Origin of the sequence: Streptomyces sp. NPDC051104, assembly GCF_040682835.1 — a bacterium.
GTDB classification, from domain to species: domain Bacteria; phylum Actinomycetota; class Actinomycetes; order Streptomycetales; family Streptomycetaceae; genus Streptomyces; species Streptomyces cynarae.
In genome coordinates, this window is the sequence record NZ_JBFBBS010000002.1 from 239,422 (window position 1) to 254,237 (window position 14,816).

General features: G+C 72.2%; 14 protein-coding genes. 3 read left to right on the top strand and 11 right to left on the bottom strand.

What is annotated here, in order from left to right; all coding sequences use genetic code 11:
* The first annotated feature begins 143 nt into the window (after nt 1-143).
* Entirely contained in the window at nt 144-1,394 is a 1,251-nt protein-coding gene (locus AB0N14_RS05770; RefSeq protein ID WP_366024449.1) for an MFS transporter, read from the top strand.
* On the opposite strand, the gene AB0N14_RS05775 is transcribed toward AB0N14_RS05770, so the two are convergent.
* The 10 genes from AB0N14_RS05775 to hrcA all read right to left on the bottom strand — a co-directional run bounded on the left by AB0N14_RS05775 (nt 1,358) and on the right by hrcA (nt 12,321).
* Complete coding sequence (locus AB0N14_RS05775; RefSeq protein ID WP_366024450.1) at nt 1,358-2,350, bottom strand: adenosine deaminase; 993 nt, start codon at nt 2,348-2,350, stop codon at nt 1,358-1,360. The two genes, AB0N14_RS05770 and AB0N14_RS05775, sit on opposite strands and share 37 nt — an antisense overlap.
* 20 nt (nt 2,351-2,370) lie before the next feature.
* The gene (locus tag AB0N14_RS05780; protein WP_366024451.1) at nt 2,371-3,276 is read right to left on the bottom strand and encodes a ribonuclease Z; all 906 of its coding nucleotides are present in this window, start codon (nt 3,274-3,276) and stop codon (nt 2,371-2,373) included.
* 6 nt (nt 3,277-3,282) lie between these two features.
* The gene (locus AB0N14_RS05785) at nt 3,283-3,636 is read right to left on the bottom strand and encodes a histidine triad nucleotide-binding protein (RefSeq protein ID WP_263229837.1); all 354 of its coding nucleotides are present in this window, start codon (nt 3,634-3,636) and stop codon (nt 3,283-3,285) included.
* A gap of 121 nt (nt 3,637-3,757) precedes the next feature.
* Complete coding sequence (locus AB0N14_RS05790) at nt 3,758-6,961, bottom strand: S41 family peptidase (protein ID WP_366024452.1); 3,204 nt, start codon at nt 6,959-6,961, stop codon at nt 3,758-3,760.
* 71 nt (nt 6,962-7,032) lie between these two features.
* Nucleotides 7,033-7,608 carry a hypothetical protein gene (locus tag AB0N14_RS05795; RefSeq protein WP_366024453.1) on the bottom strand — a complete coding sequence of 192 codons (576 nt, stop codon included), beginning with the start codon at nt 7,606-7,608 and terminating at the stop codon, nt 7,033-7,035.
* 84 nt (nt 7,609-7,692) lie between these two features.
* On the bottom strand, nt 7,693-8,085 hold the full coding sequence (locus tag AB0N14_RS05800; RefSeq protein WP_366024454.1) for a VOC family protein: 393 nt from the start codon (nt 8,083-8,085) through the stop codon (nt 7,693-7,695).
* A gap of 45 nt (nt 8,086-8,130) precedes the next feature.
* Nucleotides 8,131-8,880 carry a 16S rRNA (uracil(1498)-N(3))-methyltransferase gene (locus AB0N14_RS05805; RefSeq protein WP_366024455.1) on the bottom strand — a complete coding sequence of 250 codons (750 nt, stop codon included), beginning with the start codon at nt 8,878-8,880 and terminating at the stop codon, nt 8,131-8,133.
* Nucleotides 8,877-9,950, bottom strand: a complete 1,074-nt coding sequence (locus tag AB0N14_RS05810) for a nitronate monooxygenase (RefSeq protein WP_366024456.1) — start codon at nt 9,948-9,950, stop codon at nt 8,877-8,879. Before AB0N14_RS05810 ends, AB0N14_RS05805 begins: the two co-directional genes overlap by 4 nt.
* Nucleotides 9,951-10,164: 214 nt before the next feature.
* Complete coding sequence (gene dnaJ / locus AB0N14_RS05815; protein WP_366024457.1) at nt 10,165-11,301, bottom strand: molecular chaperone DnaJ; 1,137 nt, start codon at nt 11,299-11,301, stop codon at nt 10,165-10,167.
* On the bottom strand, nt 11,302-12,321 hold the full coding sequence (gene hrcA / locus AB0N14_RS05820; protein WP_366024458.1) for a heat-inducible transcriptional repressor HrcA: 1,020 nt from the start codon (nt 12,319-12,321) through the stop codon (nt 11,302-11,304). It lies immediately after the preceding gene.
* Nucleotides 12,322-12,517: 196 nt separating this feature from the next.
* Here hrcA and AB0N14_RS05825 point away from each other — a divergent pair, with 196 nt between their 5' ends.
* Complete coding sequence (locus AB0N14_RS05825; RefSeq protein ID WP_366024459.1) at nt 12,518-13,252, top strand: MBL fold metallo-hydrolase; 735 nt, start codon at nt 12,518-12,520, stop codon at nt 13,250-13,252.
* An 84-nt stretch (nt 13,253-13,336) separates the two neighbouring features.
* On the top strand, nt 13,337-14,146 hold the full coding sequence (locus AB0N14_RS05830) for a DUF3097 domain-containing protein (protein WP_366024460.1): 810 nt from the start codon (nt 13,337-13,339) through the stop codon (nt 14,144-14,146).
* Here the strand turns inward: AB0N14_RS05830 and AB0N14_RS05835 are convergent.
* Nucleotides 14,124-14,714 (bottom strand): Uma2 family endonuclease, encoded by a 591-nt coding sequence (locus AB0N14_RS05835; protein ID WP_366024461.1) that lies wholly within the window; start codon nt 14,712-14,714, stop codon nt 14,124-14,126. The two genes, AB0N14_RS05830 and AB0N14_RS05835, sit on opposite strands and share 23 nt — an antisense overlap.
* Between the last annotated feature and the right edge of the window lie 102 nt (nt 14,715-14,816).

The window sequence follows — 14,816 nt, forward strand, 5'->3', positions numbered from 1 at the left end:
ACTCGAAAGTGGCCCACATCACACACTCTGCGCTTCTTCTCGAAACGCGTGCTTGATACAAATTCCCTGCACGTTCCTGTCGTTCGACGGACGGCGCCCCTCCCCCTTTCTGAGCCGCTCTTTTCGCACGCCCTGGAACGCCCGTGTCCTCCCGCACCGCCCCGCCCTGGCCCCTCGTCGCCCTTTTCACGGCCGGGTACCTCGCCTCGTACCTGCTGCCCACCACCGTCGGCAGGCTCGACTCCGGTCTTCCGCTCTCCGCCACCGAGGCCGGCTCCATCGGCAGTGCCCTGCTGCTGAGTTCGGCCACCGCCGGCTTCCTGCTCGCCGCGCACGTCCGGCGCATCGGCCCCCGCCGCCTCGCCCGCGCCGGTCTCCTGTGCGCCGCCGTCGGCTACGGCACGGCCGCCCTGAGCCACAGCATCCCCGTGGTCGTCGCGGGGGCGGTCGTCGGCGGGTTCGGGTCGGGGACGGTCACCACGGTCGCCGCCACCGGTATCGCCGCCCAGCCCGACCCTCACCGCGCCTCCACACTCGGCCTGCTCGGGGTGTCCGCGCTCGCGGGCGCCGTCTACCTGACGGTCCCCCACCTCGGCCCGGGCCACGGCCTGCCGCTCGCCGCGATCGCACTCACCGCGCTGCTGGTGTGGCCCGCGACCGCTCGCCTCACCTCCGACGGCCAGGACACCACGGCCACCCGCGAGAGCGGCCGGCTCCCCCATCCGCGCTCCGGGCTGGTCCTGGCCGCCGGCATCCTGTGCTGGTCCCTCGCCCAGAACTCCCTGTGGGGCGTCAGCGGACGCATCGGCCTCATCCAGGCGCACCTCACGGAGGTCACCGTCGGCGCGGTCTTCGCGGTCGCGCTCGGCGCCGGGCTGCTCGGCGTGATGGGCGCGGGGGCGCTCGGCCCGCGCATCGGCCGTGCGCTGCCCATCGGCGCGGGCACCGCGCTCATCGCCGGCTGCATCGCGGTCAGCGCGTCCGCCACCGGGCTCGGCACCTTCGCGACCGGCGAGATCGCCTGGAACACGCTCTACCCGATCGTGCTGTCGTATCTGATCGGCCTCGCCGCCTCCCTCGACGGGCGCGGCCGGTGGGCCGTCCTCGTCGGCTCCGCGTCCTCGCTCGGCACGGCGGCGGGCCCCCTGACCGGCAGTGTGCTGTCCGCGCAGGCGGGGTTCCCGGCGATGGGCGCGATCCTCGCCGCCGGGCTGCTCGCGATCGCGTTCCCGCTGACCGCGGTCGCCCTGCGCACCGGAGGCCGCACGCTGCGGCCGGCCGCGGTGCGCCGTGGGTGGCGGTCCCCCCAGCTCGAAGAGCTCGGGGGCCGCGCACCGGTCGTGGACGTACCCGACGCCTACGAGAACGCGTACGCGTCCACCTCGGCGAGGTAGCGCGCCCGCCGCTCCTCGTCGTGCTCCAGGAAGGACGCAAGGAAGGAGTTGCGGGCCAGCTCGCGCAGCCGCTCCTCACCGAGCCCCAGGGACGCGCGGACGGCGTCGAAGTTGTCGCCGGCGTAGCCGCCGAAGTAGGCGGGGTCGTCGGAGTTGACGGTGCACAGCAGCCCGGCGTCGAGCATGGCCGGCAGGGGGTGGTCCTCCAGGGTGTCGACGGCGCGCAGGCGGACGTTCGACAGGGGGCACAGGGTCAGCGGGATCCGCTCCCGCACGAGCCGCTCGACCAGCGCCGGGTCCTCCATGCAGCGCAGCCCGTGGTCGACGCGCTCGACACCGAGCACGTCGAGGGCCTCGGTGATGTACTCCGGCGGCCCCTCCTCACCGGCGTGCGCGACGCGCCTGAGGCCCAGGGCGGCGGCGGCCTCGTACACCTCGCGGAACTTGACCGGCGGATGCCCGACCTCGGCCGAGTCGAGACCGACACCGGTGATCCGGTCGAGGTACGGCCTCGCCGCTTCCAGCGTCTCCATGGCCGACTCGGCGGACTCGTCCCGCAGGAAGCACATGATCAGCTGGGTGGAGACGCCGTGGTTCTGCTCGCTGCGTCCGAGCGCGCGCCACAGCCCCTCCACCACCGTGCCCATGTCCACGCCGCGGGCGGTGTGGGCCTGCGGGTCGAAGAAGATCTCGGCGTGCCGCACGCCCTGCGCGGCGGCGCGCGCGAGATAGGCGTTCGCGAGGTCCTCGAAGTCCCGCTCGGTGCGCAGGACGGCCATCAGCTCGTAGTACAGGTTCAGGAAGGACTGGAGGTCCTCGAAGGCGTAGGCCGCGCGCAGTTCGCCGGTGTCGGCGTAGGGCAGCTTCACACCGTTGCGAGCGGCCAGCTCAAAGGCCAGCTCGGGCTCCAGAGTGCCTTCGATGTGCAGGTGCAGTTCAGCTTTCGGGAGGGGCATCGAAGCATCGTACGGGCGCTTTACCGCCGTTTCGGAACCGGCACCCGCATGAGGTCGTGCGCCACGGTCAGCTCTCCCTCGAACCCCGCGGCACGCGCCTGCCGTTCGAATGCGTCGGGCTCGGTGTAGCGCTGGCTGAAGTGGGTGAGGACGAGATGGCGCACCCCGGCTTCTACGGCGACACGTCCGGCCTGTCCGGCCGTCAGATGCCCGTGCTCGTCGGCGAGCCGGGCGTCCTCGTCCAGGAAGGTCGACTCGATGACGAGCATGTCGCATCCGTCGGCGAGGGCGTGGACGCCGTCGCACAGCCGGGTGTCCATGACGAACGCGAACCGCTGCCCGCGCCGCACCTCGCTGACCTCCTCCAGCGACACGCCCCCGAGGGAGCCCTCCCGCTGCATCCGCCCGACGTCGGGACCCTTGATGCCGTGCGCCGCGAGCCGTTCGGGCAGCATGCGGCGCCCGTCCGGTTCGATGATCCGGTAGCCGTAGGACTCGACGGGGTGGGAGAGCCGGCGGGCCTCCAGCGTGTACGCGGGAGTAACGGCGAGGGGCCCGTCCGCGTCGACCGGCGCCTCGGTCAGGGAGACGGTCTCGCGGTACGCCGTCGCATAGCGCAGCCGCTCGAAGAACCGGCGGCCCGAGGTCGGGTAGTGCGCGGTGATCTCGTGGGGCACCTGGTCGAGGTTGATGCGCTGGATGACGCCGGCGAGGCCCAGCGAGTGGTCGCCGTGGAAGTGCGTGACGCAGATCCGGTGCAGGTCGTGGGCGGCGACCCCGGCGCGCAGCATCTGCCGCTGGGTGCCCTCGCCGGGGTCGAAGAGGATGCCCTCGCCGTCCCAGCGCAGCAGGTAGCCGTTGTGGTTGCGCTGCCGGGTCGGGACCTGGCTGGCGGTGCCGAGGACGACCAGTTCGCGTACGGACACGGCGCCTTACCCGGGGGGCCACTGCAGGCCGCGGCCGCCCAGGACGTGGGCGTGCGCGTGCCAGACGGTCTGGCCGGCGCCGCTGCCGGTGTTGAAGACGACGCGGTAGCTGTCGAGCTTCTCCTGCGCGGCCACCTCGCCGGCCTCGCGGAGCACGTCGGCGGTGATGGCCGGTTCGGCGGCGGCGAGGGCGGCGACGTCCCGGTGGTGCACCCGGGGGATGACCAGCACATGGGTCGGCGCCTGGGGGTTGATGTCCTGGAAGGCGACGGTGGTGTCGGTCTCCCGGACGATCGTCGCCGGGATCTGCCCCGCGACGATCTTGCAGAACAGGCAGTCGTCCTGCGGTTCTCCCGCCATGCGTGCCTCCTCACACGGACTGATCACTACGACGGCATGCTATCGGCACTCTCCACCCGCCCGCCCCGGAAGGCCGAGCGGGTGAGAGCAACCGCCTGCCCTTCCGGGGAGGGGCGGCGGATCACAGTGCCGGCAGCTCCGGGGGCTGTTTCGCCGGGCGTTCCTCCAGTGCCGCCAGTGCCAGGCGGATCGCCTCGTCCAACTGCGCGTCGCGGCCCGCCGCGTGGTCCTGCGGGGCCTGGACCACCTCGACGTCGGGATCGACGCCGTGGTTCTCCACCTCCCACCCGTACCCCTCCATCCAGAAGGCGTACTTGGGCTGGGTCACCAGCGTGCCGTCGACCAGCCGGTACTTGCTGTCGATCCCGATGACGCCGCCCCAGGTCCGCGTCCCCACCACCGGGCCGATACCGAGCGCCTTGACGGCCGCGTTGACGATGTCGCCGTCCGAGCCGGAGAACTCGTTGGCGACCGCGACGACAGGTCCCCGCGGCGCGTCCTCCGGATAGCTGTACGGCCGTAGGCCGCGCGGCAGGTCCCAGCCCACGATCCGCCGGGCCAGTTTCTCCACGACCAGCTGGGAGGTGTGGCCGCCCCGGTTCTCCCGGACGTCCACGATCAGCCCCTCCCGGGCGACCTCGACCCTCAGGTCGCGGTGGATCTGCGCCCAGCCGGGCGCCTGCATGTCCGGAACGTGCAGATACCCGAGCCGCCCGCCGGACCTCTCGTGCACGTACGCCCGCCGGTCCGCCACCCACGCGTGGTACCTGAGCGGCTCCTCGTCGGCGATCGGGACGACGACGGCGTACCGCAGGTCGCCCCCGCCCGCCGGCGAGACCGTCAGCTCCACCGGTTTGCCGGCCGTCCCCACCAGCAGCGGCCCGGGCCCGGTCACCGGATCCACCGGCCGCCCGCCGACCGCGACGATCGCGTCACCGGCCCGTATCGCCACCCCGGGTGCGGCCAGCGGTGCCTGGGCGTCGGGGTCGGAGGTCTCCGAGGGCAGCACCCGGTCGACGCGCCAACTGCCGTCCGCGTGCCGGGAGATGTCGGCGCCGAGCAGTCCCTGCCGCCGGTCCTGGCCCGGGCCGTAGCCGGGGGGAAGGACGTACGCGTGCGAGGTGCCCAGTTCGCCCTGCACCTCCCACAGCAGGTCGACCAGGTCGTCGTGGGTGGCGACCCGCCCGAGCACCGGCCGGTACCGGTCCAGTACGCCGTCCCAGTCGACGCCGCCCAGGTCGGGCCGCCAGAAGTTGTCCCGCATGATCCGGCCGGTCTCGTCGAACATCTGCCGCCACTCGGCCGCCGGATCGACGGTCTGCCGGATGCGCGACAGGTCGACGGTGATGTTCGCGTCGGAGTCGTCGTCGTTCGGGGCGCGCCGGTCGCTGGGGACGACCTTGAGTTTGCCGTCGGTCCACAGCAGCACCCGCTTGCCGTCCCCGGTGACCGAGAAGTGGTCGGCGTCCGAGGCGAGGTGCTCGATGCGCTGCTGGACGAGGTCGTACCGCTCCAGCTCGCTCCTGGGGTCGGGATCGTCGGGCGTGGGGCGGGAGGCGCCGAGGACGCCGCGCACCGGGTGCCGCAGCCACAGCACCCCGTCCTTGGCGGCGCGCAGCCCCGAGTAGCGCGCGGCCTCCACCGGGAACGGCACGATCCGGTCGGCGAGGCCCTCCAGGTCGACGCGGGTGGTCGGCGCGCCCTCGCTGTCGGGTGTCTCGTCCTTGTCGGGCGTCTCGAAGGGGCGGCCGTGCCGTTGCGGCCCGAACGGGGACGGGGTGGTCGCGGCGAGCGTGATCAGGTGCGGCCGGGAGCCGCCCACGAAGGCGAGGTCGAAGACGTGGTCGTCGTACACCGGGTCGAAGGAGCGCGCCGAGAGGAACGCGAGATGCCTGCCGTCGAGGGTGAACGCGGGCGCGTAGTCCCGGAACCGCAGCGGGGTCGCCTCGGTCACCGACAGGTCGGCCGTGTTGGCGAGTTTCAGGTGGCGCAGCGGGCGCGGCCCGGGGTGCGACCAGGCCAGCCACGTCGAGTCGGGTGAGAAGACGAGCCCGCTCACCTCGCCGTCCTCGCTGTGGTCGACCTCGCGCACCTCGCCGCTGTCCCGCTCGACGAGCAGCACCCGCCCGTCGTGCGCGGCGACGGCGACCTTGCTGCCGTCGGGCGACACCGCGAGCCCCAGCACCCGCCCGAGCTGACCTGCGGCGAGCCGTCGCGGGACGGCGCCGGGGGCGACGCCGGTGGCGGGCGCGAACTCCAGCGCGTCGTCGCCCTCCGCGTCCGTCACCCACACCACCCACTCCTCGCCGTCCGCGCGGAAGGTGTGCGGCAGCCGGGCGCGCACGCCGTGCTCGGCGGCGAGCGCGCGGGCGGGCCCCGAGCGGTGGGTCACCCAGTGGACGGCGCCGCGCACCGAGACGGCGCTGCCGCGCCCGGTGTGGTCGGGCGAGGCGGCCCCGAACCAGCGGGAGGCGTCGACCGGGTACGGCTGGAGGTCCACGCGCTGCCCGCCGAGCCGGATGTCGAGCGGCCTGGGCTCGGCGCCGTCGAGGTCGTCGAGGAGCCACAGCCGGCCGGCGGAGGAGTACACGACCCGGGTGCCGTCGGTGGCCGCGTGGCGGGCGTAGAAACCGTCGAGGGGCGTGTGCCGCCGCAGGTCGGAGCCGTCGGCGAGCGACGAGTACAGCGCCCCGACGCCCTCGTGGTCGGAGAGGAAGAGGATACGGTCCCCCACCCACGACGGGTACTCGATGTTGCCGTCCAGGTCCTCGTGCAGCCGTACGAACTCGCCGTTGCCCTCGCGGTCGATCCACAGCTTGCCGGCCGTGCCGCCCCGGTACCGCTTCCAGAGGGCGGCCTCGCGCGCCCCGGCGGACAGCAGCACGATGTGCGGCCCGTACGCGACATCGCCCACGGGCCCGTACGGCAGCGTGGTGGCCGGTCCCCCGTCGAGCGGTACGGCGTGCGCCCAGGTGCGGCGCAGCGAGGCCTGACCGACCGTGCTGAGCGCGAGCACGACTCCCTCGGGGGTCCAGCCGCGCACCTGGGTCTTCGAACTTCCCCAGTGCGTGAGGCGCTTGGCGGGTCCGCCGTCGATCGGCGCGATGTGCACCTCGGGGGCGCCGTCGCGGGTGGAGGTCCAGGCGACGGTCGTGCCGTCCGGGGAGATGCGGGGGTGGTTCACGGGTATGTTGTCGGCGCTGACCCGCCAGGCGCGGCCGCCGTCGAGTGGGGCGACCCAGACGTCGTCCTCGGCGGTGAAGGCGACCAACTCGCCGTGCAGGTGCGGGAAACGGAGATACGCGGGCGATGCGGACTGAGTCACCAGGTCACCCTAAGCAGCGAGCGCGGCCCGGAACAGGGGGCTTCCCCACTTGCCTGGGTCGCATGCGTCCGTCACTTGCCCTGAACCGGCCAGCAGGTGGGGTCGCCCTGGCACCAGATGGTCCTGGTGACGGTGACCGTGACCGTGGGCCCGGGCTGCCCGGGGCCGGTCGGGTGGCCGACGGGCGGGCTGGGCGTGCTGCCCTGGCAGTTGCCGAGGCCGCTGACGTGGAACAACTCCTTGCCGCCCACGGTGGCCCTGAGGTCCCCGCGGACGCACCTGCCGTCGACGGCGCGGGTGACCCGGCCCTTGACGGTGATGTCCTTGCCGTCGTCCGTCTGCCCCTTGCAGTCGACGGTGACGACGGCGGTCTCGCTCGCCGAGGGCGCCGAGCGGGACGTGCCCGACGTGCCGGCCCCGGCCCGGCCGCTGCCGTAGTCGCCGGAGCAGCTCAGCCAGCGCACCTTCACATGCTGCCGCGCCAGCTCCTTGGTGGCGGTCTGGTCCGTGGTGTAAGCCACCGACGCGGAGCTGAGATCACCGGGCTGGCAGGCCACGGCTCCGCCCACGGTCACCACCGCGAGGCCGGTGACCGCGGCGAGCCGTCGTGACCCGGGCCCTCGCCCAATGCGCCGCAATGCCCCCATGAAGGGCAGCGTGCCACTCCCGCGGCGGCGACGGTAGAGCGCATACGGTCACGCGAGCGCCCCGCCGTCAGCCTCCCCGCGCCGTCAGCCGCGCAGCAGCAGCCACTGCTGAAGTTCCACCAGATTGCCCTCCGGGTCCTTGAGGTGGGCGACGCGCATACGGTCGGTCATGGGGGCCGGGCCTTGCAGCAGGGTCGCGCCGCGGGAGGTGATCTCGGCGCAGTACGCGTCCAGGTCGTCGACGCGCAGCACCACCAGCGAGCGGTGGCCCGTGGCCTCGTCGCCCAGTTCGCCGAGGACCTGGGCCATCATCGCCCGGTCCTGCAGCGCGATGCCCGCGGAGCCGGTGGCCGGGCTGAACTTCTCGTACGGCCCGTCGGTCGCGCCCGACTGCGGCTTGAGGACGAGGACGTCGGCGTAGAAGCGGTAGCAGGCCGGGAAGTCCGACACCAGCAGCCGAACTTGGGCGAGTTCCATGGCGTTCCCCCCGGTGGCTCGACGGATCCGTTGGAGATCCGTGCGTCAGGACCAGCGGCCCGTGCGGCCGAGCAGCAGCGCGGCTGCCGCGGTGCCGGCGGTCGAGGTACGAAGGACACTACGCCCGAGGACGTACGCCTTCGCACCCGCTTCCCGGAACAGCGCCAACTCCTCGGAGGAGATGCCGCCTTCGGGCCCGACGACCAGCACGATCTCTCCCTCGGTGGGGAGTTGGGCGGTGGCGAGCGGCTCGCTGCCGTACTCGAAGTCCGAGTGGAGCACGGCGGCGAAGTCGGCTTTGGCGAGAAGTGCGGCAACCTGCTTGGTGGTCGCCGCGTCCGCGACCTCCGGGAAGCGCACCCGGCGCGACTGCTTGCCCGCCTCGCGGGCGGTGGCCCGCCACTTGCCGAGCGCCTTCAGCCCGCGGTCGCCCTTCCACTGGGTGATGCACCGGGAGGCCTGCCAGGGGACGATCGCGTCGACGCCGACCTCGGTCATGGTCTCCACGGCCAGCTCACCGCGGTCGCCCTTGGGGAGGGCCTGGACGACGGTGATACGGGGAGACTCCACGGGCTCCTCGTTCACCCCGTGCATGTGGACGACCAACCGGTCCTTGCCCTCGGTGTCGACGACCTCGCACTCCGCCCACCGCCCGGCGCCGTCGGTCAGCACGACGGTCTCCCCCGGGCCCAGCCGCTTCACGGACACCGCGTGGCGTCCCTCGGGACCGTCCAGGACGTACCGGCCTCCGGGACCGGCCCGGAAGTCCTCCACCACGAACACCGGCGCCGTCATCGCCCGGCACCTCCCGTCGACAACGCTGTCGCCGCCTCCTGAACCTCCGCGACCAGCACCTCCACCAGCCGGCCTGCGGGGAGCTCCCGCGCCAGGCGGTGGCCCTGGCCCGCCCACAGGGCCATGCCCTGCGCGTCACCGGCCTTGGCGGCCGCCTTGCGCAGGGGGGAGGTGAGGTGGTGGATCTCGGGGTACGCGGCGGGCGCGTAGGGGCCGTGCTCGCGCATGAACCGGTTGACCAGCCCGCGCGCCGGGCGTCCGGAGAACGCCCGGGTCAGCTCGGTGCGCACGAAGTGGGGATCGGTCAGCGCCTGCTTGTGCGCGGGGTGGGCACCGGACTCGGGCGTGGCGAGGAACGCGGTGCCGAGCTGGGCGGCGCTCGCGCCCGCGGCGAGGACGGCGGCGATCTGGCTGCCGCGCATGATGCCTCCGGCGGCGACGATCGGAATGCTCACGGTCTCGCGGACCTGGGCGAGGAGCGAGAGCAGCCCTGTGCCGGCGCCGTCGTTCTCGTGACTGTCCCGGTGGGTGCCCTGGTGGCCGCCGGCCTCGACGCCCTGTGCGATCACCGCGTCGGCGCCGGCCTCCTGCACGGCGACGGCCTCCTCGGCGGTGGTCGCGGTGACCAGGGTGAGGGTGCCCAGACGACGCAGGGAGTCCAGGACGTCCGGGGCCGGGACCCCGAAGTGGAAGGAGACCACCGGGACCGGGTCGTCGAGGAGGACGGCGAGTTTGGCGTCGTAGCCGTCGTCACGGCCGCTGTCGCGGTCGCCGAGCTCGGCCTTGTACCAGGTGGCCTCGCCGGCGAGCTGGTTGGCGTAGACCTCGACCGCGGCCGGGTCCGCGCTGTCCGGCTGCGGCATGAAGACGTTCACGCCGAAGGGGCGGTGGGTCAGCCCGCGGAGTTGCTTGATCTCCTGGTACATCCCGTCGGCGGTCTTGTACCCGGCCGCGAGGAACCCCAGGCCACCGGCCTCGGACACGGCGGCGGCGAGCTGCGGCACGGAGACGCCGCCGGCCATGGGGGCCTGCACGATCGGGTGCGGGAGGAGATCGGTCAGGGAGGACATGACGGCATGTTGTCACGCCCTTCGAACAAGTCCGAATCCACCGGTCCTGTGGCATACGCCGGGGGAAACGACCAGCCCGTCTGGGCGTCCCCTGCTCGAAGAGCTTGGGGGAGCTTGAGGACGAGGCCGTTCAGGCCGATGGGGTCTGGGGGCGCAGCCCCCAGGGGCGGTGGCACCAGCGCCGGGTGCCCTCCACCCCTGGGTGGCCAAGGACTCAGCGCCCGTTGAACGCATCCTTCAACCGCGAGAACAACCCCTGCTGCCCCGGCTGGAACTGCCCTTGTGGCCGTTCCTCACCGCGCAGCTTCGCCAGTTCGCGCAGCAGTCGCTCCTGCTCCGGATCCATCTTGGTGGGCGTCTGGACCTCGACGTGGACGACCAGGTCGCCCCGGCCACCGCCGCGCAGATGCGTGACACCGCGGTTGTGCAGCGGGATCGACTGCCCGGACTGCGTACCGGGACGGATGTCGACCTCCTCGAGGCCGTCCAGCGTCTCCAGCGGCACCTTCGTGCCGAGGGCCGCCGCTGTCATCGGGATGGTGACCGTGCAGTGCAGATCGTCGCCGCGGCGCTGAAAGGTCGAATGCGGCAGCTCGTGGATCTCGACGTAGAGGTCACCGGCCGGACCGCCGCCGGGGCCGACCTCGCCCTCGCCCGCCAGCTGGATCCGTGTGCCGTTGTCGACACCGGCCGGGATCTTCACGGTGAGCGTCCGGCGCGAGCGCACCCGCCCGTCACCGGCGCACTCCGGGCACGGGTTCGGGACGATCGTGCCGAAGCCCTGGCACTGCGGGCACGGTCGGGAGGTCATGACCTGGCCCAGGAAGGACCGCGTGACCTGCGAGACCTCACCGCGGCCACGGCACATGTCACAGGTCTGCGCCGACGTACCGGGCGCGGCGCCCTCGCCGTTGCAGGTGTTGCAGACGACGGCCGTGTCGACCTGGATGTCCTTCGTCGTGCCGAAGGCCGCCTCGTCCAGCTCGACCTCGAGCCGGATCATCGCGTCCTGGCCCCGGCGGGTGCGCGAGCGCGGACCGCGCTGCGACGCCGTACCGAAGAACGCGTCCATGATGTCGGAGAAGTTTCCGAAGCCACCCGCGCCGAAGCCGCCCGCGCCGGCGCCGCCCGACTGGGACAGCGGGTCGCCGCCGAGGTCGTAGACCTGCTTCTTCTGCGGGTCCGAGAGCACCTCGTACGCGGCGTTGATCTCCTTGAACCGCTCCTGCGTCTTCGGATCGGGGTTGACGTCCGGGTGCAGCTCGCGGGCGAGCCGGCGGAACGCCTTCTTGATCTCTTCCTGCGACGCGTCGCGGCGCACGCCGAGTACGGCGTAGTAGTCCGTGGCCACTTACGACTCCGCCAGGATCTGTCCGACGTACCGTGCCACCGCTCGTACCGCTCCCATCGTTCCCGGGTAATCCATGCGGGTCGGTCCGACCACGCCGAGTTTCGCTACTGCCTCGCCGCCCGAACCGTAGCCCACGGAGACGATGGACGTGGAGTTGAGTCCTTCGTGCGCGTTCTCATGGCCGATACGTACCCGCATGGCCGGATCCTTCGTCTCGCCCAGCAGCTTGAGGAGCACGACCTGCTCCTCCAGCGCCTCCAGGACGGGGCGGATGGTGAGAGGGAAGTCATGCACGAAGCGCGTCAGGTTCGCGGTGCCGCCGATCATCAGCCGCTCCTCGGTCTCCTCCACGAGCGTCTCCAGCAGCGTGGCGAGCACCGTCGAGACCACGCTGCGGTCCTCCGGCTCCTCGAACGCCTCGGGCAGATCCTGCACGAGCTGCGGGACGTCCGCGAAGCGGCGGCCGGCGACCCGGCTGTTGAGCCGCGCGCGCAGGTCCGCGAGCGACGTCTCGCCGAACGGCGCCGGGCAGTCGATCATGCGCTGCTCGACCCGGCCGGTGTCCGTGATCAGCACGAGCATCACACGCGCGGGTGCCATCGACAGCAGCTCCACATGGCGCACGGTCGAACGCGTCAGCGACGGGTACTGCACCACGGCGACCTGCCGCGTGAGCTGTGCGAGCAACCGCACCGTGCGCGCCACCACGTCGTCCAGGTCGACGGCGCCCTCCAGGAAGTTCTGGATCGCGCGCCGCTCGGGCGGGCTCATCGGCTTCACGGCCGCGAGCTTGTCCACGAAGAGGCGGTAGCCCTTGTCCGTGGGAATGCGTCCGGCGCTGGTGTGCGGCTGGGCGATGTAGCCCTCGTCCTCCAGCGCGGCCATGTCGTTGCGGACGGTGGCCGGGGAGACGCCGAGGTTGTGCCGCTCCGTGAGGGCCTTGGAACCCACAGGCTCTTCGGTGCCGACGTAGTCCTGGACGATGGCGCGCAACACCTCGAGCCTGCGTTCACTGAGCATCGCGCACACCTCCAGCGGTCATGTCCCCTTGGCGCTTCCCCTGGCACTCTGCACTTGCGAGTGCCAGCATTCCCCGGCCCAGTGTACGGCTGTCGGGTACACACCCGGCAAGGGCGGGCGCCGCTGCCGTACCAAGGTGTACCGACCTGTACCGGCCTGTCCTGCCCGGTGGGGCACCTGCGGATAGCGTCGCCGTATGACGGTGTTGTGGGAAGGGTCGGGGTGGGAGGCGCTCGGCGCGCGCGTGGGGCGGGCCAGGCTTCCGGTCTGGGACTGCACGGCCGGGCTGGTGGTGGGGGACGACGCGGCGCTGCTGGTCGACGCCGGGTCGAGCCTGGCCGAGGGCGCGCGCTTGCGCGGCGCGGCGGAGCGGCTGCTGGAGCCGCTCGGCGCGGACCGGCGTGTGACGCATCTCGCGCTCACCCATCCGCACTTCGACCATGTCCTCGGGGCGGCGGCGTTCGCGGGCGCGGAGGTGTTCGGAGCGGTGGGCATCGACAGGGTGCTCGCGTACGGACGGGGGGAACTGGTCGCGGACGCGGTGCGCAACGGTCTGGATCCGGCGGAGGCGGCCGAGGCGGCGGACGCACTCGTCCGCCCGCGCCACCAGGTCTCCGGCGAGTGGACGCTGGACCTGGGCGGGGTCCAGGTGCTGCTGGCGAACGTGGGCCCGGGCCACACGGCCCATGACCTCGTGGTGTTCGTCCCCGGGGACCCGGAAGTGGTGTTCTGCGGGGACCTGGTGGAGGAGTCCGGCGAACCGCAGGCGGGCCCGGACGCGATCCTCTCGCACTGGCCGGCGGCCCTGGACCGGCTGCTGGCGCTGGGCGGGGAGGACGCGGTGTACGTGCCGGGGCACGGGGCGGTGGTGGACGCGGGGTTCGTACGGGCGCAGAGGGACGAACTGGCGGCCGGTTTCGGCGCGTCGTAGGGACTCGCGGCGACTCGCGGCGTCTCGTGGCGAATCTCGGCGTGTCGTGGGATCTCGCGGTCGCCTTCTCCTATCGTCATCCGAATGCGCCAGTATTCTCCGGACCTGACCCCGCCGTGGAAGAAGCCGAATCCCGTGCCGGAGGTTCCGGCGGACCCTGGTCTGGTGGTCGAGGAGCCGCGCACGGGGTTCTGCGGCGCGGTGATCCGCTGTGAGGCGGGCACGGTGACGCTGGAGGACCGCTTCGGGAAGCACCGGGTGTTCCCCCTGGAGCCGGGGGGCTTCCTGCTGGAGGGCCGGACGGTGACCCTGGTCCGCCCCAAGCCCTCCGTGCAGCGACCCACGCGTACGGCGTCCGGCTCGGTGGCCGTGCCGGGGGCGCGCGCGAGGGTGGCACGCGCCGGCCGCATCTATGTGGAGGGCCGCCACGACGCGGAGCTGGTCGAGAAGGTCTGGGGCGACGACCTGCGCATCGAGGGCGTGGTGGTGGAGTACCTGGAGGGCGTCGACGACCTGCCGTCGATCGTCGAGTCCTTCGCCCCCGGCCCCGACGCGCGCCTCGGTGTCCTGGTGGACCACCTGGTCCCCGGCACCAAGGAGTGGCGCATCGCGCAGTCGGTGACGAGCGAGCACTCGCTGGTGGTCGGGCACCCGTACATCGACATCTGGGAGGCCGTGAAGCCGGCATCCCTGGGGATCGCGGGGTGGCCGAGGGTCCCACGCGGGCAGGACTGGAAGACGGGGGTGTGCCGGGCGCTGGGGTGGCCGGAGAACACCGGGGAGGCTTGGCGGGGGATCCTGTCGCGGGTGCGGTCCTACAAGGACCTGGAGCCGGAGCTGCTGGGGCGGGTGGAGGAGCTGATCGACTTCGTCACGGTCGGTTGTGGGCCCTGACACCCTGGTAGGTCTCGAATTCGCTGGTGTCCAGTTTGATGCCGAGCAGCTCGAGTGGCACCGAGTCGCCGAACTTTGTGACGCGCTGCACCTGGTAGTCCGCTTCCTCTCCGGTGCCCTTCGGCTCGGTGAGGAGGACACACTGCGCCATGATGGGGTCGATGATCAAGTACGCGGGAATCTTGCCCGCCGCATAGATCGAACGCTTGATGCTGTAGTCCCTCTCGACGCTGGTCTTGGAGACGACTTCAACGAGCATCGTGATCACCTCGGACGGCATCAGTTGCCCGCTGCGCGGCCCGACACCCCGCTCGACCAGCACAAGGTCCGGCAGAGGCTCGCTCGTCTCTTGCAGGATGGCGACCGCCTGCACCTGCAGCCGCCTCCAGTCCCGCCGCGGGAACTGGTCGAGGACCGCTTCGACGATGTCGTTGTGCACCACGTCCGGCGCCGCCATCATCACGATTTCCCCCCGGAGGAGCTCGGCCTTGTATCCCTCGGGAACCTCGAGGTTCTCGAAGAACTCCACGACGTCGGTGGTCATCGGTCGGTCGTCCACAGCGGTCATCTCCGCAGCCCTCCGGTTTCCGCCACCGTAAGCAACGGCAGCAGCGTACGAACCAGGTTAGGGACCGAACCGACGTTCCGCACCGATTCACCCGCCGGAGTG